28 protein-coding genes are annotated in these 26,829 nt (G+C 59.7%); 14 read left to right on the top strand and 14 right to left on the bottom strand.

The genetic code is table 11. The features are described 5' to 3' along the window. Positions 1–67 precede the first annotated feature (67 nt). The 4 genes from EJA70_RS11915 (at position 68) to argE (ending at position 3,838) form a co-directional block, all read left to right on the top strand. Positions 68–1,387 (top strand): NAD(P)/FAD-dependent oxidoreductase, encoded by a 1,320-nt coding sequence (locus EJA70_RS11915; RefSeq protein WP_158830884.1) that lies wholly within the window; start codon positions 68–70, stop codon positions 1,385–1,387. Between the two features lie 58 nt (positions 1,388–1,445). Then, positions 1,446–1,862, top strand: a complete 417-nt coding sequence (locus tag EJA70_RS11910; protein ID WP_008086115.1) for a RidA family protein — start codon at positions 1,446–1,448, stop codon at positions 1,860–1,862. A 153-nt stretch (positions 1,863–2,015) separates the two neighbouring features. Beyond that, on the top strand, positions 2,016–2,693 hold the full coding sequence (locus EJA70_RS11905) for a DUF1028 domain-containing protein (protein ID WP_158830883.1): 678 nt from the start codon (positions 2,016–2,018) through the stop codon (positions 2,691–2,693). Beyond that, entirely contained in the window at positions 2,690–3,838 is a 1,149-nt protein-coding gene (gene argE / locus EJA70_RS11900; RefSeq protein ID WP_158830882.1) for an acetylornithine deacetylase, read from the top strand. Before EJA70_RS11905 ends, argE begins: the two co-directional genes overlap by 4 nt. 17 nt (positions 3,839–3,855) lie before the next feature. Here argE and EJA70_RS11895 read toward each other — a convergent pair whose 3' ends face one another. After that, the gene (locus EJA70_RS11895; protein WP_053121255.1) at positions 3,856–4,767 is read right to left on the bottom strand and encodes a LysR family transcriptional regulator; all 912 of its coding nucleotides are present in this window, start codon (positions 4,765–4,767) and stop codon (positions 3,856–3,858) included. 384 nt (positions 4,768–5,151) lie between these two features. On the opposite strand from EJA70_RS11895, the gene EJA70_RS11890 reads away from it, so the two are divergent. Together EJA70_RS11890 and EJA70_RS11885 are read left to right on the top strand one after the other, a co-directional pair. Then, the gene (locus EJA70_RS11890; protein WP_158830881.1) at positions 5,152–6,567 is read left to right on the top strand and encodes a cytosine permease; all 1,416 of its coding nucleotides are present in this window, start codon (positions 5,152–5,154) and stop codon (positions 6,565–6,567) included. 98 nt (positions 6,568–6,665) lie between these two features. After that, positions 6,666–7,289, top strand: coding sequence for a glutathione S-transferase family protein (locus EJA70_RS11885; RefSeq protein WP_158830880.1), 624 nt, complete (start codon positions 6,666–6,668; stop codon positions 7,287–7,289). A gap of 55 nt (positions 7,290–7,344) precedes the next feature. On the opposite strand, the gene EJA70_RS11880 is transcribed toward EJA70_RS11885, so the two are convergent. The 4 genes from EJA70_RS11880 to EJA70_RS11865 all read right to left on the bottom strand — a co-directional run bounded on the left by EJA70_RS11880 (position 7,345) and on the right by EJA70_RS11865 (position 9,866). Further along, positions 7,345–7,773, bottom strand: coding sequence for a molybdopterin-binding protein (locus EJA70_RS11880; RefSeq protein ID WP_158830879.1), 429 nt, complete (start codon positions 7,771–7,773; stop codon positions 7,345–7,347). 96 nt (positions 7,774–7,869) lie between these two features. Next, complete coding sequence (locus EJA70_RS11875) at positions 7,870–8,214, bottom strand: gamma-glutamylcyclotransferase family protein (protein WP_053121263.1); 345 nt, start codon at positions 8,212–8,214, stop codon at positions 7,870–7,872. Between the two features lie 9 nt (positions 8,215–8,223). Next, positions 8,224–8,904 (bottom strand): M24 family metallopeptidase, encoded by a 681-nt coding sequence (locus EJA70_RS11870; RefSeq protein WP_158830878.1) that lies wholly within the window; start codon positions 8,902–8,904, stop codon positions 8,224–8,226. 83 nt (positions 8,905–8,987) lie between these two features. Further along, positions 8,988–9,866, bottom strand: a complete 879-nt coding sequence (locus tag EJA70_RS11865; protein ID WP_158830933.1) for a LysR family transcriptional regulator — start codon at positions 9,864–9,866, stop codon at positions 8,988–8,990. A gap of 103 nt (positions 9,867–9,969) precedes the next feature. Here EJA70_RS11865 and EJA70_RS11860 point away from each other — a divergent pair, with 103 nt between their 5' ends. The 3 genes from EJA70_RS11860 (at position 9,970) to EJA70_RS11850 (ending at position 13,025) form a co-directional block, all read left to right on the top strand. After that, the gene (locus EJA70_RS11860) at positions 9,970–11,361 is read left to right on the top strand and encodes an aldehyde dehydrogenase family protein (protein ID WP_158830877.1); all 1,392 of its coding nucleotides are present in this window, start codon (positions 9,970–9,972) and stop codon (positions 11,359–11,361) included. A 384-nt stretch (positions 11,362–11,745) separates the two neighbouring features. Continuing rightward, entirely contained in the window at positions 11,746–12,342 is a 597-nt protein-coding gene (locus EJA70_RS11855; RefSeq protein WP_158830876.1) for a paraquat-inducible protein A, read from the top strand. Beyond that, positions 12,339–13,025, top strand: a complete 687-nt coding sequence (locus EJA70_RS11850; RefSeq protein WP_158830875.1) for a paraquat-inducible protein A — start codon at positions 12,339–12,341, stop codon at positions 13,023–13,025. The genes EJA70_RS11855 and EJA70_RS11850 overlap by 4 nt, the downstream gene beginning before the upstream one ends. Here EJA70_RS11850 and EJA70_RS11845 read toward each other — a convergent pair. Continuing rightward, complete coding sequence (locus tag EJA70_RS11845; RefSeq protein ID WP_158830874.1) at positions 12,958–15,984, bottom strand: FAD-binding and (Fe-S)-binding domain-containing protein; 3,027 nt, start codon at positions 15,982–15,984, stop codon at positions 12,958–12,960. The genes EJA70_RS11850 and EJA70_RS11845 overlap by 68 nt on opposite strands. 158 nt (positions 15,985–16,142) lie before the next feature. Here EJA70_RS11845 and EJA70_RS11840 point away from each other — a divergent pair, with 158 nt between their 5' ends. After that, complete coding sequence (locus EJA70_RS11840) at positions 16,143–17,027, top strand: LysR substrate-binding domain-containing protein (protein ID WP_158830873.1); 885 nt, start codon at positions 16,143–16,145, stop codon at positions 17,025–17,027. 122 nt (positions 17,028–17,149) lie between these two features. Here EJA70_RS11840 and EJA70_RS11835 read toward each other — a convergent pair whose 3' ends face one another. Both EJA70_RS11835 and EJA70_RS11830 read right to left on the bottom strand, forming a co-directional pair. Then, positions 17,150–18,424 carry a glucarate dehydratase family protein gene (locus EJA70_RS11835; protein ID WP_158830872.1) on the bottom strand — a complete coding sequence of 425 codons (1,275 nt, stop codon included), beginning with the start codon at positions 18,422–18,424 and terminating at the stop codon, positions 17,150–17,152. Positions 18,425–18,454: 30 nt separating this feature from the next. After that, positions 18,455–19,822, bottom strand: a complete 1,368-nt coding sequence (locus tag EJA70_RS11830) for an MFS transporter (RefSeq protein ID WP_158830871.1) — start codon at positions 19,820–19,822, stop codon at positions 18,455–18,457. 121 nt (positions 19,823–19,943) lie between these two features. Between EJA70_RS11830 and EJA70_RS11825 the strand changes: the two genes are divergently transcribed. Beyond that, the gene (locus EJA70_RS11825) at positions 19,944–20,843 is read left to right on the top strand and encodes a LysR substrate-binding domain-containing protein (protein ID WP_008085804.1); all 900 of its coding nucleotides are present in this window, start codon (positions 19,944–19,946) and stop codon (positions 20,841–20,843) included. Positions 20,844–20,986: 143 nt separating this feature from the next. On the opposite strand, the gene EJA70_RS11820 is transcribed toward EJA70_RS11825, so the two are convergent. After that, complete coding sequence (locus EJA70_RS11820; RefSeq protein WP_158830870.1) at positions 20,987–21,577, bottom strand: DUF6338 family protein; 591 nt, start codon at positions 21,575–21,577, stop codon at positions 20,987–20,989. Positions 21,578–21,740: 163 nt separating this feature from the next. Next, a complete protein-coding gene (locus tag EJA70_RS11815; RefSeq protein ID WP_158830869.1) occupies positions 21,741–22,946 on the bottom strand; it encodes an NAD(P)/FAD-dependent oxidoreductase in 1,206 nt (401 codons plus the stop codon). Between the two features lie 292 nt (positions 22,947–23,238). Between EJA70_RS11815 and EJA70_RS11810 the strand changes: the two genes are divergently transcribed. Further along, positions 23,239–23,787 (top strand): Rrf2 family transcriptional regulator, encoded by a 549-nt coding sequence (locus EJA70_RS11810; RefSeq protein WP_158830868.1) that lies wholly within the window; start codon positions 23,239–23,241, stop codon positions 23,785–23,787. 79 nt (positions 23,788–23,866) lie between these two features. Here EJA70_RS11810 and EJA70_RS11805 read toward each other — a convergent pair whose 3' ends face one another. Continuing rightward, on the bottom strand, positions 23,867–24,202 hold the full coding sequence (locus EJA70_RS11805; RefSeq protein ID WP_158830867.1) for a hypothetical protein: 336 nt from the start codon (positions 24,200–24,202) through the stop codon (positions 23,867–23,869). 186 nt (positions 24,203–24,388) lie between these two features. Between EJA70_RS11805 and EJA70_RS11800 the strand changes: the two genes are divergently transcribed. Further along, a complete protein-coding gene (locus EJA70_RS11800; RefSeq protein ID WP_008085812.1) occupies positions 24,389–24,628 on the top strand; it encodes a hypothetical protein in 240 nt (79 codons plus the stop codon). Positions 24,629–24,695: 67 nt separating this feature from the next. On the opposite strand, the gene EJA70_RS11795 is transcribed toward EJA70_RS11800, so the two are convergent. Beyond that, positions 24,696–24,893, bottom strand: coding sequence for a DUF2188 domain-containing protein (locus tag EJA70_RS11795; RefSeq protein WP_158830866.1), 198 nt, complete (start codon positions 24,891–24,893; stop codon positions 24,696–24,698). Positions 24,894–25,116: 223 nt separating this feature from the next. Between EJA70_RS11795 and EJA70_RS11790 the strand changes: the two genes are divergently transcribed. After that, positions 25,117–25,479 carry an NUDIX hydrolase gene (locus EJA70_RS11790; RefSeq protein WP_158830865.1) on the top strand — a complete coding sequence of 121 codons (363 nt, stop codon included), beginning with the start codon at positions 25,117–25,119 and terminating at the stop codon, positions 25,477–25,479. 4 nt (positions 25,480–25,483) lie between these two features. Here EJA70_RS11790 and EJA70_RS11785 read toward each other — a convergent pair whose 3' ends face one another. Then, positions 25,484–25,726: a DUF1652 domain-containing protein gene (locus EJA70_RS11785; protein ID WP_008085818.1), complete on the bottom strand. Its 243-nt coding sequence runs from the start codon at positions 25,724–25,726 to the stop codon at positions 25,484–25,486. Between the two features lie 111 nt (positions 25,727–25,837). Next, on the bottom strand, positions 25,838–26,737 hold the full coding sequence (locus EJA70_RS11780; RefSeq protein ID WP_158830864.1) for a polysaccharide deacetylase family protein: 900 nt from the start codon (positions 26,735–26,737) through the stop codon (positions 25,838–25,840). Positions 26,738–26,829 lie beyond the last annotated feature (92 nt).

Below are 26,829 nucleotides of genomic sequence, written 5' to 3'. Positions count from 1 at the left end.
GACCTCAAGCCAAACGGACAAGCCAACAGCGCCCGAATCCAACTGCCTTGCTAGGAAGGATGTAGAGATGACCACTGAAATAATAAAAACAGACACGCTGATCGTGGGTGCCGGCCAGGCAGGCGTAGCCATGAGCGAGCACCTGAGCAAACTCGGTGTGCCGCACCTGGTGCTGGAGCGCAATCGCATCGCCGAACGCTGGCGCACCGGGCGCTGGGATTCGCTGGTCGCCAACGGCCCGGCGTGGCACGACCGCTTTCCGGGTCTGGAATTCGATGACGTCGACCCCGACGGTTTCGCCCCGAAAGAACGTGTGGCCGATTACTTCGAAGCCTATGCGAAGAAATTCAACGCGCCGATCCGCACCGGCGTTGACGTAAAAAGCGTAGTGCGCAATGTCGGTCGCCCCGGTTTCACCGTCGAGACCTCCGAAGGCGTGATCGAAGCCAGCCGCGTGGTCGCCGCCACCGGCCCGTTTCAGAAACCGGTGATTCCCGCAATCACCCCGCAAGACGAACGCCTGCTGCAAATCCACTCCGCTGACTATCGCAACCCGCAGCAACTGCCACAAGGCGCGGTGCTGGTGGTCGGCGCAGGCTCGTCGGGCGTGCAGATTGCCGATGAACTGCAGCGCTCCGGCAAGCAGGTTTACCTGTCTGTCGGCGCTCACGACCGCCCGCCTCGCGCTTACCGCAACCGTGATTTCTGCTGGTGGCTGGGCGTGCTCGGCGAGTGGGATCAAGCGGCGATGAAACCTGGCCGCGAGCACGTGACCATTGCAGTCAGTGGTGCCCATGGTGGCCGCACCATCGACTTCCGTGGCCTGGCCCATCGCGGCATGACCCTGGTCGGCGTCACAGAATCGTTCAACAACGGCGTGGTGACCTTCAAACAGGATCTGGTCGGCAACCTCAATCGCGGTGACGAAAACTATCTGGCGCTGCTCGATGCGGCCGATGCCTACATCGAGCGTAACGGCCTCGATCTGCCGGAAGAACCTGAAGCTCGCGAAACGTTTCCAGAGCCTGAGTGCGTGAAGCATCCGCTGGCCGATCTGGATCTGGCCAAGGCCGGCATCACCTCGATCATCTGGGCCACCGGGTTTGCCGTGGATTACTCCTGGCTGCAAGTCGCCGCCTTCGACGACAAAGGCAAGCCTGTGCATCAGCGCGGCGTGTCGAGTGAGCCGGGGGTGTACTTCCTGGGTCTGCCGTGGCAGTCGCGTCGCGGTTCGTCGTTCATCTGGGGTGTTTGGCACGACGCCAAACACGTCGCCGATCACATCGCCACCCAGCGCAAGTATCTCGACTACCGCGATGCCGAGCAGCGTGAAGCCGAGCTGCACTCGCCTGCGCACAACAAAGTCGCCGACACCGTCGACGCCTGATTTCCCTCTTTCGCTCCGGCGCCGATTGCGCCTGGCAAACCTGATTCTGGAGCTGCACATGAGCAAGCCAACCCACACGCGCATTCGTATGTTCAACACCAAAGACACTTACCCGAACCAGACGCTGGACAACGACCTGTGCCAGGCCGTGCGTGCCGGCAACACCGTCTATGTGCGTGGTCAGGTCGGCACTGATTTCGACGGCAACCTGGTGGGGCTGGGTGATCCGCGTGCGCAGGCGGAACAAGCCATGCGCAACGTCAAGCAACTGCTGGAAGAAGCCGGCAGCGACATGAGCCACATCGTCAAGACCACCACCTACCTGATCGACCCGCGTTATCGCGAGGCGGTGTATGGCGAAGTGGGCAAGTGGCTCAAGGGCGTGTTCCCGATCTCCACCGGTCTGGTGGTGTCGGCGCTGGGGCAACCGCAGTGGTTGATGGAGATTGATGTGATTGCAGTGATTCCCGAGTAAGGCATCACACCGCGTTATGGCCATCGCTGGCAAGCCAGCTCCCACAGGGTTTTGGGTTGTTCCAAATTTTGTGACCCCCTCAATACCTGTGGGAGCTGGCTTGCCAGCGATGAGGCCCTCAAGGACAACATCTTCCTAGAAAGGAGTAAGCAGATGACCTTTTCAATCGCAGCCCGCTGCGCCGAAACCGGCCAGTTCGGTGTCGCCATCAGTTCCTCCAGCATCGCCGTCGGCGCGCGCTGCCCATGGCTGCTGCCCGGCGTCGGCGCGGTATCGAGCCAGAACATCACCCTGCCCTCCCTCGGCCCGGAAGTCCTCGCGCTGATGGAGCAAGGCCTGGCCCCGGACGACGCGCTGGACAAAGTTCTCACGCGCAACGGCTACAGCCAGTACCGCCAGATCACCGCGATCAACCACCTCGGCCAGACCGCGCATTTCAGCGGCTCGCAAACCCTCGGCGTGCACAACGCAGTCTCCGGTGAACAATGCGTGGCCGCCGGCAACATGCTCGCCGGGCGCTCGGTGATCGAAGCGATGGTCCGCGCCTTTGAAGACGGCGAAGGCCAACTCGCCGACCGTCTGCTCAAAGCCCTGCACGCGGCGCAAGCCCTCGGTGGCGAAGCCGGCCCGGTGCATTCGGCAGCGGTCGTGGTGGTCGGCGAACAGACTTGGCCGATCGTCAATCTGCGCGTCGACTGGGCCGATGAAAACCCGATCGGTCAGCTGCAAAAACTCTGGGACGCCTACCAACCGCAGCTTCAGGACTACATCGACCGCGCCCTCGACCCCGCCAAGGCTCCGGGTTACGGCGTTGCCGGTGATGACCGATGAACAGCGTCGAGTTGCTCAGAGCGCTGGTGGCGTTCGACACCACCAGCCGTGAATCCAACTTGCAACTGATCGAATTCGTCCGCGATTACCTCGAAGGCTTCGACGTACCGTGCGCGCTGATCTACAACGACGAGCGCAGCAAAGCCAATCTGTTCGCCACGATCGGCCCGGTGGATCAACCGGGCATCGTGCTGTCCGGCCACACCGATGTGGTGCCGGTCGACGGTCAGCCGTGGACCCTGCCACCGTTCGAACTGACTGAGCGCGATGGCAAGCTGTTCGGGCGTGGCACGGCGGACATGAAGGGCTACATCGCCAGCGTGCTCGCCTTGGTGCCGGCGCTGGTGCAGGCGTCGTTGCGCATCCCGGTGCACATCGTCTTGTCGTATGACGAAGAAGTCGGCTGCCTCGGCGTGCGCTCTTTGCTCAAGGTTCTGCAGCAACGTCCGGTCAAACCGCTGCTGTGCATCATCGGCGAGCCAACCGAACTGAAACCGGTGCTCGGGCACAAAGGCAAACTGGCGATGCGCTGCGATGTGCACGGCCATCCGTGCCATTCGGCCTACGCCCCGCTTGGGGTCAACGCCATTGAGTACGCCGCCGAACTGATCGGCGAGCTGGGGCGCCTCGGCCAGCAACTGAAAGCGCCGGAGCATCACGACAAGCGTTTCGATCCGCCTTACAGCACCGTGCAAACCGGTGTGATCAGCGGCGGTAAAGCGCTGAACATCGTGCCGGCCGATTGCCGTTTCGATTTCGAAATCCGCGCCCTGCCCTCGCAGGATCCGGCGCGGGTTGCCGAGGCGCTGAAGAATTATGCCGAGAGCGAAGTGCTGCCGCGTATGCGTGCGGTCAGTGCGCAAAGCGAAATTCGTTTCAGCGAGTTGTCGGCGTATCCGGGGCTGGTCACCGATGCGCAGAGTCAGGCTGCCGAGTTGATTGCGGCGTTCTGCGGCTCAACGGAATTCGGCACGGTGGCGTTCGGCACTGAAGGTGGTTTGTTTGATGCGGTGGGCATTCCGACCGTGGTCTGCGGCCCCGGCAGCATGGATCAGGGCCACAAACCCGATGAGTTTGTCAGCCTCGATCAACTGAGTGCTTGCGATGACATGCTCCAACGTGTGCTGGCGTATATCCGCGATTGAAACCGGCTCGACTGCGCTCAAGCGTACAGTCGGGCCAATTCCTCACGGCAATGGTCGACAAACAACTGCACCGGTTTGGTCAGTTGCACGCGTCGCAACCACGCCGCCGACAAGCCCGAACCGGTCACCGTTTCCGCCAACGGCACACAGACGACTTGCTGGCCGTCGTAGGTGTAGTCGCTGAACGGTTTGGTCACCAGAATCGAAAAGCCGAAACCGTTGCCGACCATGCCGCGCACCATCTCGATCGACGGTGAGCTGAAGACGATATTCGGCGTCAGTCCGCGCTCTTCGAAGATGCTCACGAAGTAGGTTCGGCTCGGCACCACGTCGAGCAGGATCATCGGCTCCAGCACCAGATCATGCAGCGAGACCTTGGCCTGTTGCGCGAAGCGATGGTTGGCCGGGAGCAAGGCGTACGGCTGCTGCGGTGGCATCAGTGGCGTGGTTTCGATGGTGCTGTCGAGGTCGTGCTCGAACATCATCGCGACGTCGATGCTGCCGGCGGTCAGGGCTTGCACCAGTTCCTGTTGTTCGCCGTCGCGAATGCGGATTTCCACGCCGGGCCAGCGCGCCTTGAAACCGGCGATCAGGCGCGGCAAGTACAGCGGCGCGACGGTTTCGAAACAGCCGATATCGATCTGTCCGGAGACCACGTCGTTGTCGGCCAAAGCGTTTTGTTCGAATTCGTGGGCAACGCGCAACAGCTCCAGTGCCTTGCGATAGAAACGTGAGCCGCTGGGTGTCAGGGAAACGCCCTGGGCGTGGTGGCGGATGAACAGCTGCACGCCGAAGCTTTCTTCCAGATGCTTGATCGCGGTGGAGACCGACGGCTGCGCGATGTACAGCTTGCGCGAGGCCTCGGCGACACTGCCACAGTCGGCGGTGGTGACGAAGTATTTGAGCTGACGCAGGTTGTAGGCGGCCATGGAAATCTCCAGAAAATCAAAGGATCGCTGTGGCGAGGGGATTTATCCCCGATGGGGCGCGGAGCGGCCCCTGTTTTTAAAGTCAAAAGAGAGGCCGCTGCGCAGCCCATCGGGGATAAATCCCCTCACCACAGGACCCTCATTGCAGATAAATCTCTGCTTGCAGGTAAATCCCATCATCACAAAGGGTCACTGACTACTGGAGGCGAACATACCGGAGCACCGCCTCCCCCAGAGCATATTTTTTTTAACGTCTGTAGCAACAAACTTACTAATTTATCTATCCCGACGCTTTACCCATGATCACTTCAACAAGAATTGCGCCGCCCGTGCCGGCGCTTGCCGAAGTACGTCCACGTACTCATCCTTGCCTTGGAGTTCGTCATGGCTACCCCTGCAGCATCCTCCGCTCCGCTGATTGAAAAACACACGATAGGATACGTGCCCCCCGAAGATCGCCACGGAAAGGTCAGGGATCTGTTCACGCTCTGGTTCGGCGGTAACATCGCGCCGTTGCCCATCGTCACCGGTGCGCTGGGCGTGCAGTTGTTTCACCTGAATCTGGTCTGGGGCATCGTCGCGATTCTCGTCGGCCATCTGGTCGGCGGCGTGCTGATGGCGCTGCACTCGGCGCAAGGCCCGCAGATGGGCATTCCGCAGATGATCCAGAGCCGCGCCCAGTTCGGCTCCCTCGGCGCCCTGCTGGTGGTGCTGATTGCCGGCGTCATGTACATCGGCTTCTTTGCCTCCAACATCGTCCTTGCCGGCAAGTCGTTGCACGGCGTGGTCGACAGCGTTCCGGTGCCGGTCGGCATTGTTATCGGCGCCGTGGGTTCGGGCATCATCGGCATCATCGGCTACCGCTTCATCCACGTGCTCAACCGCATCGGCACCTGGGTGCTGGGGATCGGCATCGTCGTCGGTTTTGGCTACATCTTCACCCACATTCAAACCGATGACTTCCTCACCCGTGGCAGCTTCAACCTCTCCGGCTGGCTGGCCACCGTGTCGTTGGCAGCGCTGTGGCAGATCGCGTTTGCACCTTACGTGTCCGACTATTCGCGTTACTTGCCGGCCGACGTCAAAGTCTCCTCGACGTTCTGGACGACGTACCTGGGTTCGGTGCTCGGTTCAAGCCTGGCGTTCATCTTCGGTGCCGTTGCCGTGCTTGCCACACCGGTTGGCATGGACACCATGGACGCGGTGAAAATGGCCACTGGCTCGATTGGCCCGCTGATGTTGGTGCTGTTTCTGCTCAGCGTGATCAGCCACAACGCCCTCAACCTCTACGGCGCCGTGCTGTCGCTGATCACCCTGGTACAGACCTTCGCCTACCGCTGGATCCCCACCGCCAAGAGCCGCGCGGTGATCTCGATCATCGTGTTGCTGGCCTGCTGCTTCGCCGCTGTCGGCGCCTCGAAGGACTTCATCGGCCACTTCGTCGACATGGTGTTGGTGCTTTTGGTGGTGCTGGTGCCGTGGACCGCGATCAACCTGATCGACTTCTACGCGATCCACAAAGGCAAATACGACATCCAGTCGATCTTCCAGGTTGATGGCGGCATCTACGGCCGCTACAACCCGCAGGCCTTGCTGGCCTACGCGATCGGCATCGCCGTGCAGATCCCGTTCATGAACACGCCGCTGTACGTCGGCCCGGTGTCAGCGCACATCAACGGCGCGGATCTGTCATGGCTGGTGGGCTTGCTGGTGACGTCGCCGCTGTACTTCTGGCTGGCGAATCGGGACACCTCCTATCGTCGGCGGATGATGGGCGGGAAGTTGGCGAGCAGCCTGTGAGTTGATTCGATGAAAACGGAAGGCCCGCCATGAGCGGGTCTTCTTCGTATCGGTGTGGTATTTCTTTACGTCCGACGACCTGATGGAAAGGACATCCGATGCTGCGAATACTTGGCAAAGCCTCATCGATCAATGTACGTAAGGTGCTGTGGACCTGCGCCGAATTGCAGCTTCCGTTCGACCGGGAGGATTGGGGTTCAGGGTTCAAAACGACGCATACGCCGGAGTTCCTCGCGCTCAATCCCTGCGCCATGGTGCCGGTGATTCAGGACGGCGATTTCACGTTGTGGGAATCGAATACGATCATTCGTTATCTGGCCTCGCGCTACGGCGGTGCGCAGCTGTATCCAGTTGATCCGATGGCCCGGGCGCGGGTCGATCAGTGGATTGACTGGCAGGCTTCGGAACTGAATCGTTCGTGGTCGTATCCGCTGATGTCGCTGGTGCGCAAGTCACCTGATTATCAGGACGGCACTGCGCTGGCGGTCGGGATCGAGCAATGGTCGAAGAACATGGAGATTCTGAATCGACAGCTGGAATCGACCGGCGCTTACGTCAGCGGCAACGAGTTTTCCCTGGCGGACATCCCGATCGGACTCTCGGTTAACCGCTGGTTCGAAACACCGCTCAAGCATCCGCACTTGCCCGCCGTCAGCGCCTATTACGAACGCCTGAACCAACGCGAGGGCTATCGCCTGTACGGCCGCAACGGCACGCCATAACGCAAAAAAACCGCTGATCCCGGAATCAGCGGTTTTTTATTTGCCTGAAAAACTATCAGGCCGGAACACCCAGAATGATGTGCGAAGCCTTGATCACCGCCGTAGCGCTGACGCCTTTGGCCAGGCCCAGTTCGGCAACGGCATCGCGGGTAACGATCGAGTAGACTTTCGAACCGCCAGCCAGCTCGATCACCACTTCAGCGTTGACCGCACCGTCCGTTACGCTCAGCACTTTGCCTTCCAGGCAATTGCGCGCCGACAGACGAATGTCACTGGATTCAGTCATCAGCATCACCCATGGCGCCTTGATCAGGGCAACGGCTTCTTTGCCGACGGCGATGCCAAGGCTCTTGATGCTTTCCATGGTCACGACGGCAACCAACTGCTCACCGCCAGCCAGGGTCAGTACCACTTCGGCGTTGACGGCGCCGGCCTGAACATTGCTGACTTTGCCCTTGAATACGTTGCGTGCGCTGACTTTCATGATGGACGTCCTATTTTTTGACTTTGGAGTTAGGAAACGGCGTACATCATCGAAGTTGACGCTATATAAAAACAACTACAGCGCTGCGTTCTGTTGTCACGCCTGCACGTAAACCCATGCATCGACTCCAGACTTTAGCAGCACGCTGACGCGTTTGTAGTCCGCCACTTCGTATTCATCCGCTGCCGCCAGCTCCTGCGCGGTGATCTGGAAAACCGTGCCGGCAATCTCATCGGCCGCATTGCTACTTTCCTGCACGATCGGATGGTGGGTCTTGCCGCTGGTGGCGAGCACCGCAGGATCGGTGATCTCGACCATTTCCTGCTTATAGCCCGGCAGACTGTCCGGGCGCCCTTGCAGCTCGCGGCCGAAGTTGGAGAGTTGCACGGCGCGATCCTGCAAAGTGCCGTAGGAAAAAAGCAAAACATTAGGTGTAGTCATGAGGCTTTCCTAAATGAGCAAGTCTTCGTAAAAAGCGCCGAACGGCCGCGTCGGATGGGCGATCTGGATTTCCAGAATCCAAACGCCGGCGTTCGGCGCCTGCTCGAAATCGCCCAGATCGCCGCCACGGTGAATCGCGTGCGGGAAATCGCTGACCCGGTGCCCTTTAATGTTCAGGTTCAGTACCCAACCCATCGCTTCGGCCTGTTCAGTCGCATAGCGGTAAAGCTCAACGCCGGAAACACCCTTGCGCCAGAACGCTTCGACCCGGTCGAACAATTCCTTGGCAGCCGCCGCGCAGGCAATCATTTGCGAGTCGGAACCGGTGGTGTAGGTCGCACCCGCATCGCCTTCGTGGCCTTGCCAGACCACGCCCATGTCGATGAAGAAAATGTCGTCCTCACCGAGCACCGGATCGCCGTCGGAGCGCTGTTTGAAGGTCTTCAGCGTGTTGGCACCGAAGCGAATCAGCAGCGGATGCCAGATCCGGTCCATGCCCAAGTCGGCGAGGATTTCCTTGCCTCGCGCCGTCGCTTCGGATTCAAGCATGCCCGGTTTGATCACCTCGGCAATGGCGTCGACGGCTTTCCAGGTCAATTGCTGGGCGTGGCGCATCGTTTCCAGCACAAAACGTTCGCCGACCGCTTCTTTACCGCTCAGGGCAACTTTTTCGCTCAGGGCTGTGGTCATTTCCTTGGTCCTCATGGCTGCGCTGTATAGTTTTTTATATTGCGAAACGCCGATAAAGATACAGTCATGACACAAAGTGTCAATTATTCTTCTGCGCGCACCACGCCGCGCTCTTCGAGCAACCGCACGAACATGCTCAAGCTGCGCGACACCGTGCCCCGGCGCCACACCAGCCACGTGGTCAGATAGCGAAAATCCTTTGCCAGCGGCCAGACGCTGACGGTCGCGCTGCCAGGCATGCTCTGCAACATCTTGCGTGGCATCAGCGCCAGACCGGCACCGGCGCTGACGCAGGCGAGCATGCCGTGGTAGGACTCCATTTCGAAGATTTTGCCAGGCACGGCGGCGTCGGTGCTGAACCATTTTTCGAAGTGATGACGGTAGGAGCAGTTGGAGCGGAAGGCGTAGATATTCTCGCCATTCACATCCGCTGCACGCTTTACCGGGCCGTGATTGAGTGGCGCGATGATGACCATTTCTTCTTCGAAGGCCGGCACACCTTCCAGCGTCGGATGCAGGACAGGGCCGTCGACGAATGCTGCCGCAAGACGCCCGGAGAGCACGCCGTCGATCATCGTCCCCGAGGGCCCGGTGGACAGGTCCAGATCAACTTTCGGGTGCAGTTGGTTGTACGCCGCGAGCAGTTCGGGGATGCGCACCGCTGCTGTACTTTCCAGTGAACCCAAAGCAAACGCGCCCTGCGGTTCTTCGCCGGCCACGGTGGCGCGCGCCTCTTGCACCAGATCAAGAATGCGCCGCGCGTACTCAAGAAAACTCCACCCCGCCGGCGACAGGCGCAGACGACTTTTCTCGCGAATGAACAGATCGACACCCAAATCCTGCTCAAGCTGCTTGATCCGCGTGGTCAGGTTCGACGGCACGCGGTGGATCTGCGTGGCGGCGGCGCTGATGCTGCCGTGTTCGGCAACGGCTTTGAAGATTTCCAGCTGCACCAGATCCACAGTCATTCTCCAATCGTGAAAGAAACGATCTTTATTATTCAGTTTCCAGAAAACAAACACCACTCTACTCTAGGCTCATCCGACGAACATGCAGGACGAGACCATGAGCCAGATTTCCAGCCAGACCCACGCCATCTCGATCAACCCCGCCACCGGCGAGCAGATCGGTCATTACGCTTTTGAGTCCGCCACCGTGCTCGACGCCGCGCTGACCCGCGCGGCTTACGGCTTCGGCAAATGGAAACGCAAGCCACTGCAGGATCGCTCGCGTTTGCTCACCGCCCTTGCTGGCGCGCTGCGTGACACCGCTGAAGCCATGGCGACCATGATCACTCAGGAAATGGGCAAGCCGATCGCTCAGGCCCGTGGCGAAATCGAGAAATGCGCCAAGCTGTGCGAGTGGTACGCCGAAAACGGCCCGGCCATGCTCGACGCTGAGCCCACCCAGGTTGAAGGTGGCAAGGCGCGTATCGAATACCGCCCGCTCGGCCCGATCCTTGCCGTGATGCCGTGGAACTTCCCGATCTGGCAAGTGCTGCGTGGCGCCGTTCCCGCGCTGATCGCTGGCAATACTTACGTGCTCAAGCATGCGCCGAACGTGATGGGCAGCGCCTACCTGCTTCGTGACGCCTTCACCCGTGCCGGTTTCGCTGACGGCGTATTTGAAGTGATCAACGTCACCCCGGAAGGCGTTTCGACCGCCATTGCCGACCCGCGCATTGCGGCGGTGACCCTGACCGGCAGCGTGCGTGCCGGCATGGCCATCGGCGCTCAGTCCGGTGCTGCGCTGAAGAAATGCGTGCTGGAATTGGGCGGCTCCGACCCGTTTATCGTGCTCAACGATGCTGATATCGACGAGGCCGTGCAAGCAGCTGTCATCGGTCGCTATCAGAACTCCGGTCAGGTCTGCGCTGCGGCCAAACGTCTGATCATCGAAGAAGGCGTGGTTGAAGAATTCACCCGCAAATTCGTCGAAGCCACGCGCAAGCTGAAAGTGGGCGACCCATTGGCCGCCGACACTTACATCGGCCCGATGGCGCGTTTTGATCTGCGTGATGAACTCGATCAGCAAGTGCGCGACACCCTTGAAGAAGGCGCGACGCTGTTGCTCGGTGGCGGCAAAACCGCAGGCGCCGGCAACTACTACGAGCCAACCGTGCTGGCCGATGTCACCGACCGCATGACCTCGTTCAAACAGGAACTGTTCGGCCCGGTCGCCTCGATCATTACCGCCCGCGATTGCGCCCATGCAGTAGCGCTGGCCAACGACAGCGAGTTCGGCCTGACCGCGACGATCTACACCGCCAACGTGCCACTGGCCCAGCAACTGACCAGCGAACTGGACACCGGCGGCGTGTTCATCAACGGCTACTCCGCCAGCGACCCGCGCGTAACCTTCGGCGGCGTGAAGAAAAGCGGTTTCGGCCGCGAACTATCGCACTTCGGCGTCCGCGAATTCTGCAACGCCCAAACCGTATGGCTCGACCGCAAATAACCGATCCGACGCCATGTAGGAGCTGCCGAAGGCTGCGATCTGTTGATCTTGTCTTAAAAACAACATCAAAAGATCGCAGCCTGCGGCAGCTCCTACAGGGTTGGATGCGCGAAGGCGTCGCGTCAGTCAAAACAGATGTTCACTGGAACGCCGAAGCATAACCTTGAACCAGACACTCATTCGCCAGACCTGTTGGGGTGGGCGTATGTGTTTGCAGACGTGGTCAGCGAATCCCGCACTCAATCCATTGCCCCTGTAGGAGCTGCCGCAGGCTGCGATCTTTTGATCCTGATCTTCAAAAACCAGATCAAAAGATCGCAGCCTGCGGCAGCTCCTACAAGGGAGCGTCTATAGTGATCAGGTCTTTGCTGTCGAGCGTTGTCCATGGTCAACACCGAACACCTGATCATCTGCGAGCACTGCGACTGTGTGTATGAAAAAGCCGTGCTCGGCAAACACCAGAAAACCTCGTGCGTACGCTGCGGTGGCGTGCTTCAGCGCTTCAATGGTTTGAGCGTTGAGCAGCGCCTGGCCCTGACGTTTACAGCGGCGATGCTGTGGCTGTTCGCCAATTTCTACCCGGTGATGAGCATCAGCATGAAAGGCCTGAAAAACAGCGCGACGCTGTGGGACTCGGTGCTGGCGCTGAGTCAGGGGCCGATCACGTTCATTGCAATGGTCGCGGCGATCTCGATCATTATCGCGCCGGCGTTTCAACTGGTACTGCTGATCTGGGTGCTGGGCTTCGCCCTCGGCGGACAGCGTGCGCCGGGGTTCAAGCTGTGCATGCGCTGGCTGGAAACCCTGCGCCCCTGGAGCATGCTCGAGGTGTGTTTGCTCGGTGCCATGGTCGCGGTGTTCAAACTCGCCGGCTTGCTCGACGTGTTGCCCGGCATCGGCCTGTTCGCGCTGGCGGTACTGAGCCTGATGATGATCCGCATTGCCGGTCGCGACATCCGTGACCTCTGGGACATTCTATGAAGCGACCACCGACCGCCAGCGAACTCAATCTGTGCCTGTGTCACAGCTGCGGGCTGGCTTGCGACATGACCGACGAGCCGCATGAATGTCCGCGCTGCGACGCGCCGCTGCATCGGCGCAAGACCAATTCGTTGACGCGTACCTGGGCCTACATGCTCGCCGCGCTGGCGTTTTACGTGCCGGCCAATCTCTTGCCAGTGATGAACACCACCATGCTCGGCAGCGGCGCCGACAGCACGATCATGAGCGGCGTGCTGGAGTTCTGGGAGGCTGGGGCGTGGGACATTGCGCTGATCATCTTCATCGCCAGTATTGCCGTGCCGGGGATCAAGTTTGTTGCCCTGACCCTGCTGCTGACCACCGTGCAACGCGACAGCGCCTGGGCGCGCAAAGAGCGTTCGAAACTGTACCGCTTCGTCGAGCTGATCGGCTATTGGTCAATGCTCGACGTGCTGGTGGTGGCGCTGGTCGCGGCGCTGGTGAAATTCCAGGCGCTGGGCGATATCGAGCCACGACCGGGCATTCTGTTTTTTGGCCTGGTCGTGGTGTTCACCATGCTTGCGGCGATGAGCTTTGATCCGCGCCTGATCTGGGACAAGGACACGGGCAACGACCTCAGCGACGTTGAACCTCAAGCAGCACCTGCAACGGGTGGCGCAGTGCCTGATCCGACTGGCGTTTGACCTGGCTGCGGCAAGAATAACCGGTGGCCAGTGCTTCGCCCTTCTCTGCCGGCGCATCGATCTGACGCGCCCACGACTGCTGGTAAATCACCGCTGAGGTTTCACGGTTGCGCGCCTCGTGGCCATAGGTGCCGGACATGCCGCAGCAACCCGTGGCCTGCGTCGCCAGTTGCAAACCGGCACGCTCGAACACCTGCTCCCACTGGCGGGTCGCGGCCGGTGCGTTGGTTTTTTCGGTGCAGTGGGCGAGCAGTCGGAATTCTTCGCGATGATCCTGAGGCGCTTGCTCCGGCATGACCTTGAGCAGCCACTCCTGCACCAGCGCCACCTCCGGGCATTGTTGCATGCCGGGTACTTTCAAATATTCCTGGCGATAGACCAGGGTCATGGCCGGATCAAGGCCCAGCAGCGGCACGCCAATATCTGCAAGCTCACGCAACTGCCGAGCATTGCGCAACGCCGCGCGATTGAACGCCGAAAGGAAACCCTGCACGTGCAAAGGCTTGCCGTTGGCGCTGAACGGTGCCAGATAAACCTGATAACCAAGACGCGAAATCAGCTCGACCAGGTCGGCCAGCAGCGCTGCTTCGAAGTAGCGCGTGAACGCATCCTGGACGATCACCACACTGCGCTCGCGTTGCGCCTCGGTCAGTGCGGACAAGGTCGAGACCGTGGCCGGTTGCACCTGCCAGCGACGCATGGCGGCATGAAAATCAAAACGACTGAGCAACGGCACATCGACCATGCCGCCGACACGCTCCAGCAGACCACGCACCCACGCAGCGCCCATCATGCCGTTGTACAGCGCCGCAATTCGCGCCATGTACGGAATGCTGTACTCCAGCGAGGCGATCAGATAATCCCGCGCCGGACGCAGATAGCGGCCGTGATACAGCTCAAGAAAGCGCGAACGAAACTCCGGCACATTGACCTTCACCGGGCACTGCCCCGCGCAGGACTTGCACGCCAGGCAACCGGCCATGGCGTCGTAAACCTCATGAGAGAAATCTTCGGACTGCTGACGCGTGTTGCGCCAGCGCTGCCACAGCGTGCTGAAAAACGCCGGTTTGCGCATGGCATCAGACAACACATCGACGCCCGCCTCGCCCTGCAAACGCAGCCACTCGCGGATCAACGACGCGCGCCCCTTCGGCGACTGCGAACGCTCGCGGGTGGCCTTCCATGACGGGCACATCGCATCATCCGGGTCGAAGTTGTAGCAGGCGCCGTTGCCGTTGCAGTGCATGGCCGCGCCGTAGTCCTGCCAGACCTTTTCGTCGATCTGCCGATCGAGTTCACCGCGCAGGGTCACTTCGTCGATCTTCAGCAACGCCGCATCGGTGTTGGCTGGGGTGGCGATCTTGCCGGGGTTGAACTGGTTGAACGGGTCGAACGCCGCTTTCAGTGCTTGCAGCGCCGGATAGAGTTCACCGAAAAATGCCGGCGCGTATTCCGAACGCAGACCTTTGCCGTGCTCGCCCCACAGCAGACCGCCGTAACGCTGGGTCAGCGCCGCGACGCCATCGGACACCGGACGCACCAGCGCGGCTTGCTGCGGGTCTTTCATGTCGAGAATCGGCCGCACGTGCAGCACGCCCGCATCGACGTGACCGAACATGCCGTACTGCAAACCGTGGCTGTCGAGCAGGTCGCGCAATTCGGCGATGTACTCGGCCAGATGCTGCGGCGGCACCGCCGTGTCTTCGACAAACGGCTGCGGCCGCGCTTCACCGGCGACGTTGCCGAGCAAGCCCACCGCCCGTTTGCGCATGCCGTAGACCTTGTTTACCGCCGCGTGACCGACCGCCAGTGTGTGGCCCAGACGCTCGACCGTGCGGTCGCTGCTCAAGTGCTCGACAAACGCCTCGACCCGCCGTTGCAACTCTTCCGGATCGTCACCACAGAACTCGACCAGATTGATGCCCAGAGTCGGCCGCTCGGCACTCGCCGGGAAGTATTCGGCGACACCGTGCCAGACGATGTCCTGCATCGCCAGCAGCAAGACTTTCGAGTCGACGGTTTCGATCGATAACGGCTTGAGCGCCATCAACGCCCGCGCATCACGCAAGGCGTCCATGAATCCGGCGTAGCGGATGTTCACCAGCATCGTATGCGTGGGGATCGGCAGCACATTCAGGCGTGCCTCGACCACGAAACCCAGCGAGCCTTCGGCGCCGCACAGCACGCTGTTGAGGTTGAAACGGTTGTCCGCTTCACGCAAGTGCGCGAGGTCATAACCGGTCAGGCAACGATTGAGATCGGGGAAGCGTTCTTTGATCAGCTCACCCTGCTCATCAATGATCTGCCGCGCACAGCGATAGACTTCGCCGACGCGATCTGTGCGGGCGCAGAGCGCTTGCAGTTCGCGCTCTTCCAGCGGCTGACCGTGCAAACGCTCGCCACCGCGCAAGACCATGTCGAGTTCAAGCACATGGTCGCGGGTCTTGCCGTAGGTGCAACTGCCCTGCCCGCTGGCATCGGTGTTGATCATGCCGCCGACGGTGGCGCGGTTGGAGGTCGACAGCTCAGGGGCGAAGAACAGCCCGGCAGATTTCAGTGCGGCGTTGAGCTGATCCTTGACCACCCCGGCCTGCACGCGCACCCAGCGCTCCTCGACGTTGATTTCGAGAATGCGGTTCATGTGCCGCGACAGGTCGACGACGATGCCATCGGTCAACGATTGGCCGTTGGTACCGGTGCCGCCGCCGCGTGGGGTGATCACCACGTGTTGATAGGCCGGCTCGGCGATCAGTCGCGCCACCCGCGCGACGTCATCGGCGTCCATCGGAAACACCGCCGCTTGCGGCAAGCGCTGATAGATCGAGTTGTCGGTCGCAAGCACCACGCGGCTGGCGTAATCGGCGCTGATTTCACCGCGAAAACCGCTGTTCTTCAGCGCATTCAGGAACTGTTGGTAATCGGCGGCCAGGGCTTTGGCGGGGGACAGCTGGGCAATCATCGGTCAGGAAATCTCGGTCAACATCGGGCTATGTGGCGCTGAACAGTTGTACGCAACGAATGATTGCGTCAGGCTGCGCCATCTAATGGTGCCCATGTTCATTGCTGAACGACCTTGGGACAACCGTAAATTCGACCCGCTATTGATGACTTTTACGAATGAATCCGCGCACACTCACACCGTCGATGTCGTTATTGCTGGCGTTCGAGGCTGCCGCACGCCATGAAAGCTACACCCGCGCGGCGCATGAACTGTCGCTGACGCAAAGCGCGGTCAGCCGGCAAGTGCAGATTCTCGAGAAAATGCTCGGCATGCGCTTGTTCACTCGTGAAGGCCGGCAAGTGGTGCTCACCGACGTCGGGCGCATGTATCAGCGCGAGCTGGCAGAGGCGTTGGGGCAAATTCGCAGCGCGACATTGCAGGCGATGGCGTTTGGTTCCGGCGTTCACAGTTTGCGCCTGGCGACGCTGCCGACCTTCGGTTCGAAGTGGCTGTTGCCGCGACTCAAGGATTTCTATAACGCCCACCCGGGCATGACGGTGCATTTGCATTCGCGTATCGAAGCGATCGACTTTGATACCAGCGAAATCGATGCGGCGATTTGCGTCGGCAGCGGAGAATGGCCGGGGCTGACCGCCCTGCCCCTGCACACCGAAGAGCTGGTGGTGATCGCCAGCGCGCAGCTCTCGGCTGCCGAGCGTGATGACGCCGAACAGCGCATCGCCGGGCAACTGCTGCTCAACGTCAGCAGCAATGCGCAGGCGTGGGCGGAATGGTTCAGTCATCACGGCCTGCCCCACCGCAGCATGCGCATCGGCCCGAGTTTTGAGATGACCTCGCACTTGATTCGGGCAGTGCGGGCGAATATCGGGGTGGGGTTGGTGCCGCGGATTTTGGTGGAGGATGAGTTATTGAATGGTGATCTGCTGCAACTCGGGGAAGCGATTACCAGCCGACGCAGCTATTACCTGGTGTATCCGCCGCGCAATGAAAATCTGCCATCGCTGAAAGCGTTTCGGGATTGGCTGGTAAAGACACTCTGACTGGAGAACCTCATCGCGGGCAAGCCCGCTCCCACAGGGTTCTTCGTTGAATACAGAGTTTGCAATCGACACGATAACCTGTGGGAGCGGGCTTGCCCGCGATGAGGCCAGTCCTGACGCTATCAAAACCTCGGTTTGACCGCCTTCCAGTCCGGCTTATAGCGTTGCATCTGCCGCACATCATCACGCTGACGAATCCCGCACGTCAGGTACTGATCATGCAGCATGCCCAACTGCTCGTGATCCAGTTCCAGCCCAAGCCCCGCCGCTCGCGTGATCTTCACGCAGCCGTCGACAATCGGCAGCTTGCCGCCTTTGATCACCTCTTCATCCGGCTCCTGCCACGGGTAATGCGTGTCGCAGGCGTAATCCAGATTCGGCACGGCCGCCGCCACATGCGCCATCGCCATCAGGCTGATGCCCAGGTGCGAATTGGAATGCATCGACACGCCAACGCCGAACACATCGCACATCTTTGCCAGCGTCTGCGTGTCGCGCAGGCCGCCCCAATAATGATGGTCGGCGAGGACGATCTGCACGCTGTTCTGCGCGACACTGCGGCGAAATTCGTCGAAATCGGTGACCACCATATTGGTCGCCAGCGGCAGGCCCGTGCGCTTGTGCAATTCGGCCATGCCGTCGAGGCCCGGGGTCGGGTCTTCGTAATACTGCAGATCATCACCGAGCAACTCGGCCATGCGAATCGAGGTTTCCAGTGACCAGTTGCCGTTCGGATCGATGCGCAACGGATAACCAGGAAAAGCTTTTTTCAGCGCCTTGATGCACGCCACTTCATGCTCCGGCGGCAACGTACCCGCCTTCAGCTTGATGCTCTTGAACCCATGGGCCTCGATCATCCGTGCAGCCTGCGCAACGATTTGCTGCTCACTGAGCGCTTCGCCCCAGTTATCCGGTTTGTATGGCGAATCGACGTGCTGCGCGTACTTGAAGAACAGATAGGCACTGAACGGCACCTCATCGCGAATGGCGCCGCCGAGCAGGTCCACCAATGGCACGTTCAGGTAATGCGCCTGCAAATCGAGAAAGGCCACTTCGAACGCCGAATAGGCGTTGCTCACCGCTTTGCTGGCGTGGGAACCGGGTGCCAGCTCGGCACCGGCAACACTGGCCGGTTTGTTCGCCGCGACGGTGGCCTGCACGATGGCGCGCAACTGGTTGAGGTTGAATGGATCGAGGCCGATCAGCTGCGACTGCAACTGCTGCTGGATCGCCAGCGCCGGGGCGTCGCCGTAGCTTTCGCCGAGGCCGATGTAGCCGTTGTCGCTTTCGATCTCGATGATCGAACGCAGGGCGAAAGGTTCGTGGATGCCGCTGGCGTTGAGCAACGGCGGATCACGAAAGGCAATCGGGGTCACGGTTACGCGGGTGATTTTCAAGGTAACGCTCCTGACAGATCAACAATCAATTCAATGGCTCGCGGCCGGGCTGGCCGTCACGACAACGGCGGCCCCGTCATGCGGCTTTGCAAGGTTTTTACCTTTTGCGCCGGGCGCCGTGCGGGCAAAAAAGATCACCACCGCGGCGATCAGCGACGTCGCCGCCAGGCCATACAGACCGCCCTCGATGGAGCCGGTGGTTTGCTCGAGAAAGCCGAACGCGGTGGGCGCCACGAAGCCGCCGAGGTTGCCGATCGAGTTGATCAATGCGATCACCGCAGCGGCGATGCGCGCATCCAGATAGCTTTGCGGAATCGGCCAGAACAGCGCCGACGCCGCCTTGAAACCGATGGCCGCGAAACAGATCGCGACGAAGGCGAAGATAGGTCCGCCGGTGGTCGACATGAACATGCCGATCGCCGCGATCACCAGCGTCAGGGCGACCCAGGCTTGCTGAAACTTCCATTTGCCGGCCATCGCCGCGAAGCCGTACATGGCGACAATCGAGATAATCCACGGGATCGAATTGAGCAGGCCGACCTGGAAGTCGCCGAGGTTGCCCATCTTCTTGATCATGCTCGGCAGCCAGAACGTCGCGCCGTAAATGGTCAGGGCGATGGAGAAATAGATGAAGCAGAACAGCGCGATCTGCCGATCCGCCAATAGTTTGAACATCGACGGCTTGGCCTCTTGCACCATTTCACGGGCTCGCTGCTCTTCGGCAATCGCCGCGACCAGCGCTTCACGCTCCTCTTCGCTCAACCATTTGGCCTGACGCGGATGCGATTGCAGCCAGAACCACACAAACCCACAGAGCACCACGGATGCCGCACCCTCGATCAGGAACATCCATTGCCAGCCATGCAGGCCCAGCCCGCTGATGTGCAGAAGCGCACCGGACACCGGGCCGGAGATCACCGAGGCAATCGCCGAACCACTGAGAAACACCGCCATGGTCTTGCCGCGCTCAGAGGCCGGCAGCCATTGGGTGAAGTAATAAATGATCCCCGGAAAGAACCCGGCCTCCGCCGCGCCGAGAATAAAGCGCAGCACGTAGAAACTGGTTTCACCTTTGACGAACGCCATGGCCATGGCGGCGGCACCCCAGGTGAACATGATCCGCGTCAGCCAGACCCGCGCGCCGTAGCGTTGCAGCAGCATGTTGGACGGCACTTCGAACAGTGCGTAGCCCACGAAAAACAGCCCGGCGCCAAGCCCATAGGCCGCAGCGCCGATGCCCAGATCGGTTTCCAGGTGGCTGCGCACGAAACCGATATTGACCCGATCGATGTAGTTGACGATGAACATCACCACGAACAGCGGCAGCACATGGCGCTTGACCTTGGCGGCGGCACGGGCGAGTACCGTGACATCCGGCGAACTCTGCAGGGTTTTCAAGGGGCGACTCCCGATCTTGTTTTTTTTAGGGACGGCGTGAAGCGATGGAGTCGATCATGGACGGCGATCATTGATCCCGTCTAATCTAACTTGGCATTCGATTGATACCTGGATTAGATCAATGTTCGAACTCACCCAACTACGCTGCTTCACCACCGTCGCCACGGAACTCAACTTTCGCCGCGCCGCCGAGCGACTGAACATGACCCAGCCACCGCTGAGCCGGCAGATCCAGTTGCTGGAGCATCACCTCGGCGTCGAACTGTTTACCCGCAGCACGCGCAGCGTCGCGCTCACGGCGGCAGGCCGGGCTTTCTTCATCGAAGCACAGAACCTGCTCGAGCGCGCCCAGCAAGCCGCCGTCACCGCCCGACGGTTTGCCGAGGGCGATATCGGTTCGGTGAACATCAGTTTTGTCGGCAGCGCGGTGTATGAATTTTTGCCCAAGGTCATCGCCGAAGCCCGGCTGAAACAACCGCAGGTGAAAATCGATCTCTCGGAGATGAACACCTACCAGCAGCACGAAGCGCTGCGCGCGCGACGCATCGATCTGGGCATCGCCCGCGCTCCGTTGCTGGAGCCGGGCTACGCCACAGAATGCCTGGTGCGCGAACCGTTTGTGCTGGCAGTACCGAGCAATCATCCGCTGGCGACTGCGCTTGAAGTATCAGTCGGCGATCTGGATAAACAGCCGTTCCTGATGTACTCCCACGCTGCCTATCCGCCATTCAACGAACTGCTGACCGGCATGCTGCGCTCAGCCCGGGTCGCGCCGGATTATGTGCAGTGGCTGGGGTCGTCGCTGACGATTCTGGCACTGGTCAACGCCGGCATGGGCCTGGCGCTGGTGCCGCGCTGCGCCACCAGTGTGGTGTTCCGGAATGTGGTGTTTCGCGAGATCGATCTGGGTGAAGGGGTGCAGAGCGAGCTGCACCTGATCTGGCGGGAGAACAACGACAACCCGGCGTTCGCGATGTTGCTGGAGGCGATTCGCCGGGCGGTGAAGGAAGGTTGGGGCTGAAAGGCGCTAGTTCTTCAGTGGGGGGGGCGCGCTCGGTGCTCTGGGCTGTGGATTCGCCACTGGTTTCCCGTCAGGCCCTGTGAATCGGCGCGCCACATTCGGTGGCATCGGTTGCGGTGCTCTAGCGGTCATGATGAACCCTCTTATGTCGGATTGAATTCAACCCATTTGACGTTCCCGGAATCTATCAACAAATACTCGGCGCCAAAAGCCGTCTCTGTCCCGTCAGCATTCAACCAGCGTGGATTTTGCATCACGAACTGACCACTTGTGGATTCCGGAGGCCACTCGACAGGCCAGCCAAAAACGCGTCTTTCGTCGTTCAAATGAAGTGTGATGAGTCGATGGTGCTGGGCAAAAAAACTGAACCATTCGCTCGGATAGGAAGATTGTTTCGTGACATTTCGACGGCGCAACCAGCTATGCAACCGGTCATTCGTAGCCAGATAACAAGACAACAATCCAAGCGAAACGGACACCATAAATGCGCACAGCGTTTCTGACTTCGCATCCCATTGCCCTATGGAAAACCCTTTTGCACCTACCCAAAAACACAGAGTGGACATCCCCATCACGGCACCCTGAATCACAAATGTGAAGATCAGCGCCTGCGCGATCTGACCGAATGTGTCAGGTCGCTTGAACGCTGTCAGGGCATAAAAAATCCACGTCGATAAAAACCCGGGAATCAAATACTGCAACAGCGGAATAACATCTTTCACCAGATCATCCATGATCCAAGCTCCTTCAAACAGCCAACAAACAAAAATGCCAGCCCCTCCTGGGGCTGGCACTCAAAAGCCTAGTCGCTGCAGAAAAAATCCTCTGCCAGCAACTGTCACAGCGCATTGCGAACCGCCTCCAGCGCATCAGATCCGCGCCCTTCTCTGCCGTGGCTCAGGCGACCACAGGAATCATCGGATCCGCCGCTGCCAGCGCACTCACGCGATCAGCCGCAGGCGGATAGATCCACTGCGTATTGATCTGGGTCTTCAAGGTTTTGCCTTCCTGCTTGACCAGTTTCACCTGACGATCCCAGCCCTCGGTGTACACCGCGCCCCAGGCACCGAGGTCCAGACAGGTCACGTACTTCGGCTGGCTGTACGGTGTCGGCTCGACCCCGAGCAGTTGCGCAGCAACGTTGTTACCGGCGTGCCGCCCCAGCGAAATCGCGTGCTGGCAGGTCATCAGTGCATAGTTGCCGATATCGTCGGTGGCCGCGTAAGCCACATCACCCGTGGCAAAGATGTCGTCCTGACCGATCACTTTCAGGTGGGCGTCGACATGCAGGCGACCTTGCTTGTCGCGCTCGGCCGCAATCTGCTCGGTCAAAGAACTGGCGCGCACGCCGGTCGTCCAGACCACCGTTTTCGCCTCGATGTGCTGGCCGTCAGACAGTGTCACGCCGCTGGCGTCGACCGACTGCACCGAGACACCCAAACGCCATTCGACGCCCAGTTCTGCACTGGCCTCGATGATCGACAGACTGATTTCTTCGCCCATCGAAATGCCGATCTTCTGCCCGCGATCCACGATGATCACCTTGAGATCGGCCTGCTCACCGAGTATTTCGCGCAGACGCCCTGGCATTTCGGTCGCGGTTTCAATCCCGGTGAAGCCGCCACCAGCGACGACCACGGTGTTGCGTGCCGGACTGTCAGGCAGGTCTTTCAGGGATTTCAGATGCGTTTCCAGGCGGATTGCCGCCTCGATCTGATCAACGTCAAAAGCATGCTGCACGACACCCGGCGTGGCGGACTGAGCCAGACCGCTGCCGCTGGCCAACACCAGCTTGTCGAAGTGGAAGGTTTTTTTGCTGCCGGAGGCATCGGTGTAACCGACGGTTTTGGCCGCCACGTCGATGGTCTCGGCCGCTCCTTTGATGAAGTGAACGCCGACCGCTTCGAACAGTTCGTGCAGCGGTGCTGCCAGTTGATGAGCGTTCGGCTCGTAGAAACGTGGGCGCACACGCAGTTCCGCCTGGGGTGCGAGCACGCTGATTTGAACATCGTCACGGCCATGAATATCGACCAGACGTGTAGCGCTCAATGCCGACCACATACCGCCAAAACCTGCGCCGATGACCAGAATCTGCTGCTTCATTTGTGAATCTCCAGAAAAGCCGTGCCCTTTAAAAGGGCGTCATGAATATGTCCGGAGGTGTTTGGCTCTCGCTCCGATAGCGCCGACTGTATTGGTCGGATATAAATCCAACAAGTCAGATTATTCGATTGGTTTAATCTAATTAACCGATACTTAAACGCTCAAATTTAACAGAAAAACCCTCAAATACATGGGCTGCAAGCCCGTAAAACGCTAAATCTGGCCAATCCAGCGGATTGCCGGTCGCCGCTCGGGCTGCTAGTATTTACGACAAATAAAGTCGGATATATCTATGTCTCTTTACAGTGCAGGCGTCGAATACGGTATTCATTGCCTGGCCTTTCTGGTTGGCAACGGCGGTGACAGCCGCGAGGCCAGCGTGCGTGATCTCGCCGAATTGCAGGGCGTGCCAGTGGAGTATCTGGCGAAGATTTTCACCAAACTGGCCAAGGGCAAACTGGTGGTAGCCAGTGAAGGCGTGCGCGGCGGCTTCAGCCTGGCGCGGCCGGCTGACGAAATCACCCTGCTCGATATCGTCAACGCCATCGACGGGCGCAAGAATATTTTCGAATGCCGCGACATTCGCGGGCGTTGCGCGCTGTTTGAGGGTAATCCACCGGAATGGGCAATCGAGGGCACCTGTTCGATCCATGCCGCGATGATGACCGCGCAAAAACGCATGGAAGAAGCCCTCGCCCAACAGACCATCCTCGACATTGCGCGCAAGGTCGGGCGCAAGGCGCCGGCGCAGTTCGGCCAGCAAGTGGAAGACTGGATTCAGGATCGACGAGAGAAAAAGGGCAACGTGGGGAGCATCCCGCTCACCGACATTTCAGACTGACGGCCTCGCGTCAAAAAGTCGAAAAAAAAGCAGAAGCCGTTGACCCGGCTTCTGCTTTTTCTGCACCTGAAAACAGTCGTTACAGGCAGTCGCGCACCGATTTGCGCAACGAACCCGACTTGGCCCACGGTGGCCCCTGGTACAAGGACACCCGGCTGCCGTCCTTGTATTTGACGATGTCGAGAATCTCGTCAGCAGTAATGACGCTCGGCGCGGTGATGCGATAACCGTTGGAGATCGACGTTTGCGTAGTCTTGGCAACGTCTTTCTGCCACAACGGTAATACACACGCGGCATAGTCTTTGGGGGCCTTGCCACTGATCTTGCTGACATTCGGCTCACCCGGTACCAGTGACGCCGGCAACGAGCACCCTGCCAACATGACCAACGCCAAACTCCCGATCCACATCCGCATGGTGTTTCCCTGCTCTGAAAAAAAGCGAATGTAACTTGTAACCGGGTGTACATCCATCGTGGCAAAGCGTCTTTGCGAAACTTTGGACAATTTTTCACAACCACTCAGCCCAACGACAGGCAAGCCTTGCACCGCTGGCGGAAAATGCGACTACTATTTTCTACCGAGAACGTTCTGGAGGTGATCATGCGGCTCAATGAATACGAACACGAACTTCAACGCGACCTGCAAAGTGTCGCATCGGACCTGAGATGGTCGGCAGTCGACCTTAAACGTATTGCTGAACAGTTGCGCAAGTCCGGCAATGAAGCGGATGCGCAGACTGTATTGAGATCCTGCGAAGTACTGCAAAGCGATGAAGAACGCTTGCAGCTTTACGCCAAAGAAGTGAAAGCACGCGCCATCAGTCGAACCAAAGTGCACTGATCCCGAGCTCCACCCGACCCCAAACAAACAGCCCCGGTCTATACCGGGGCTGTTTTTTTACCGCCAATCAGCTTGTTTTGTGACTTTGCGCGCGTGTCGGGCGTTTTGTGTAGCCAGGCAGTGCTGCGGCATACGCCAGCGCTTCCTCTTTGCTGGCAAACGAGGCCAGACGATCGCCCTGGGTGCAAACCCGCCATGGGCCGTTATTTACGCTGAGCACGTCATACCCGTTCATATGCATCTTGTTCAGCATCGGAATGCTCATGGGCACCTCCTTTTTGCTAACGGTGGATTCAGCTTCACGTTCTAACCTTACACCCGGATCCAAATCGGATGCCAACCGGGTGTCGCCAACGCAACAAGTCAAAGTGCCGGCACTTTTCGCTCAGCCAAGCGCTCCTAAACTCAACGGGAACCTTTAAATCCGGGCGCGGCTCGAATATTGCAGTTTCATTACATTCTCGTGACAAGCAGTAAACAGGTAACAGATGAAAGTACGTGCCACCGTCATTTGCGAACAGGATCGCCACATTCTCCTGGTGCGCAAACCCCACTGTCGCTGGACTTTGCCCGGCGGCAAAGTCGAGCCAGGGGAAACCCGAGCCCATGCGGCTGTGCGCGAATTGCAGGAGGAAACCGGGCTGGACGCCGACGATGTGCTGTATTTGATGGAACTGCAAACCGGCGGCACAAGGCATCACGTCTACGAAGCTTCAGTGCTGAACATCGATGAGGTGCGCCCGCAGAATGAAATCATTGATTGCATCTGGCACCCGCTGGACGCGGTGCAGAATCTCAACACCAGCGAGGCGACGCTGCGCATCGTGCAGGCTTTCCAACGTCGTTTATAGGGGCTCAGCCCGCAAAGGCGCGGCGCCCCGCCGTCATTTCGGTGCGCAACTCGCCGATGAAGTTGGAAATGTCACGGATGGTGACGAGGTGCTCCGGGGAAACGCCATTGAGCAGTAAGTCCACCCGGCCACTTTCCGGCTCATACACCTTGATCTGCAAAAGCCCCTGTGCGGATGGCGTGCAGTCACATTTGAGCGCAGGAAAGCCAGACTCGACGATGCGGCAAATGTCGGTAATCGCAAGCATGGGCGGACGCCTCGCAGGCGGTGAATCGATCGATCCGTTGAGCATAGATGAGCAATGTGTGTCGTGCTCGATACAAAAATGCCAACTGGATCACAACTTTCATTTACCTCTTCATTCAGCGTCATGATTCCAGATCCAGTTCCAGATGCCGGGCAGCTCCACCGCTTCCGAACTTTGCTGAACCGTTCGCGCCAGCGCGGCTTTCTCCAGGGCAGCGTGATCATCATAGAACGGCTTGTCCGCCAATCTCACCCCCGTCGCTGCGGCGCTGTCGAGCAGGATCTGCAGGTATTCGCGTGCATGCCGCGCGGTGTAACGGTTGAGGTCATGAAAGGTCACCACCACCGGAATCACGCCATCGACCGTCGGAAACTTACCCAGCGCCACCTCTTCACGCACGACCGACAGTTGCCGCAGCATATTTGCCCGACGACGTGGGCTGGCATTGAATCCCCAGATTTTGCCGTCATTGGCGCTTATATCCGTGAGTAAAACGTGTAAGCCGTGCTGCTGATAAGCGGCAAATGTGCGCTTGTCATAATTCCAGAATGGCGGGCGCAGCAATGTCGGCGGCGCCCCGGTGATCGCCGCGATATCAGCCGTGCCGTGAGTCAGCGATTCTTCGAGTTCTTGCGGATCGAGCGAGCGATGGTTGGTGTGCCAATGCGTGGCGGTGTGAAAGCCGAGGATATGCCCTTCTGCGTATTCGCGACGCATGATGCCGCGGCCAATGTCGCTGTTGCCGGCGCGGGGGGCGCGGGTCTGGACGAAAAACACCGCTTTGATGCCGGGTTGCAGCGGATTGTCCTTGAGGCTGTCGAGCACGGTCGCCGATGGGTTCCAGAAACTCGACGCACTGGGGCCATCATCGAACGTCAGCAGGAAGCGCACGGGCGCCTGGTCCTTGAGGCGTGTTTCGGTTTGCACGGTCATTTCGATAGGCGCGGCAATGCAGCCGGCCAGCCCTAGGGCAATCACCGCGGCCCACACAAGTTTGAATCCGGAGGTCATGTTTTGCCTTGCTTTCGACCACTGTGGTCAGGTTGTCGACTGGCAAAACTCCCTCGCCCTCATCCATCCTTGTGCCCGGCGCTACGAGCCGA

This window comes from Pseudomonas sp. PB103 (assembly GCF_009764635.1).
Lineage (GTDB): Bacteria > Pseudomonadota > Gammaproteobacteria > Pseudomonadales > Pseudomonadaceae > Aquipseudomonas.
The sequence above is the reverse complement of the archived record's forward strand: the minus strand, read 5'-3'. Positions and strand labels throughout refer to the sequence as shown.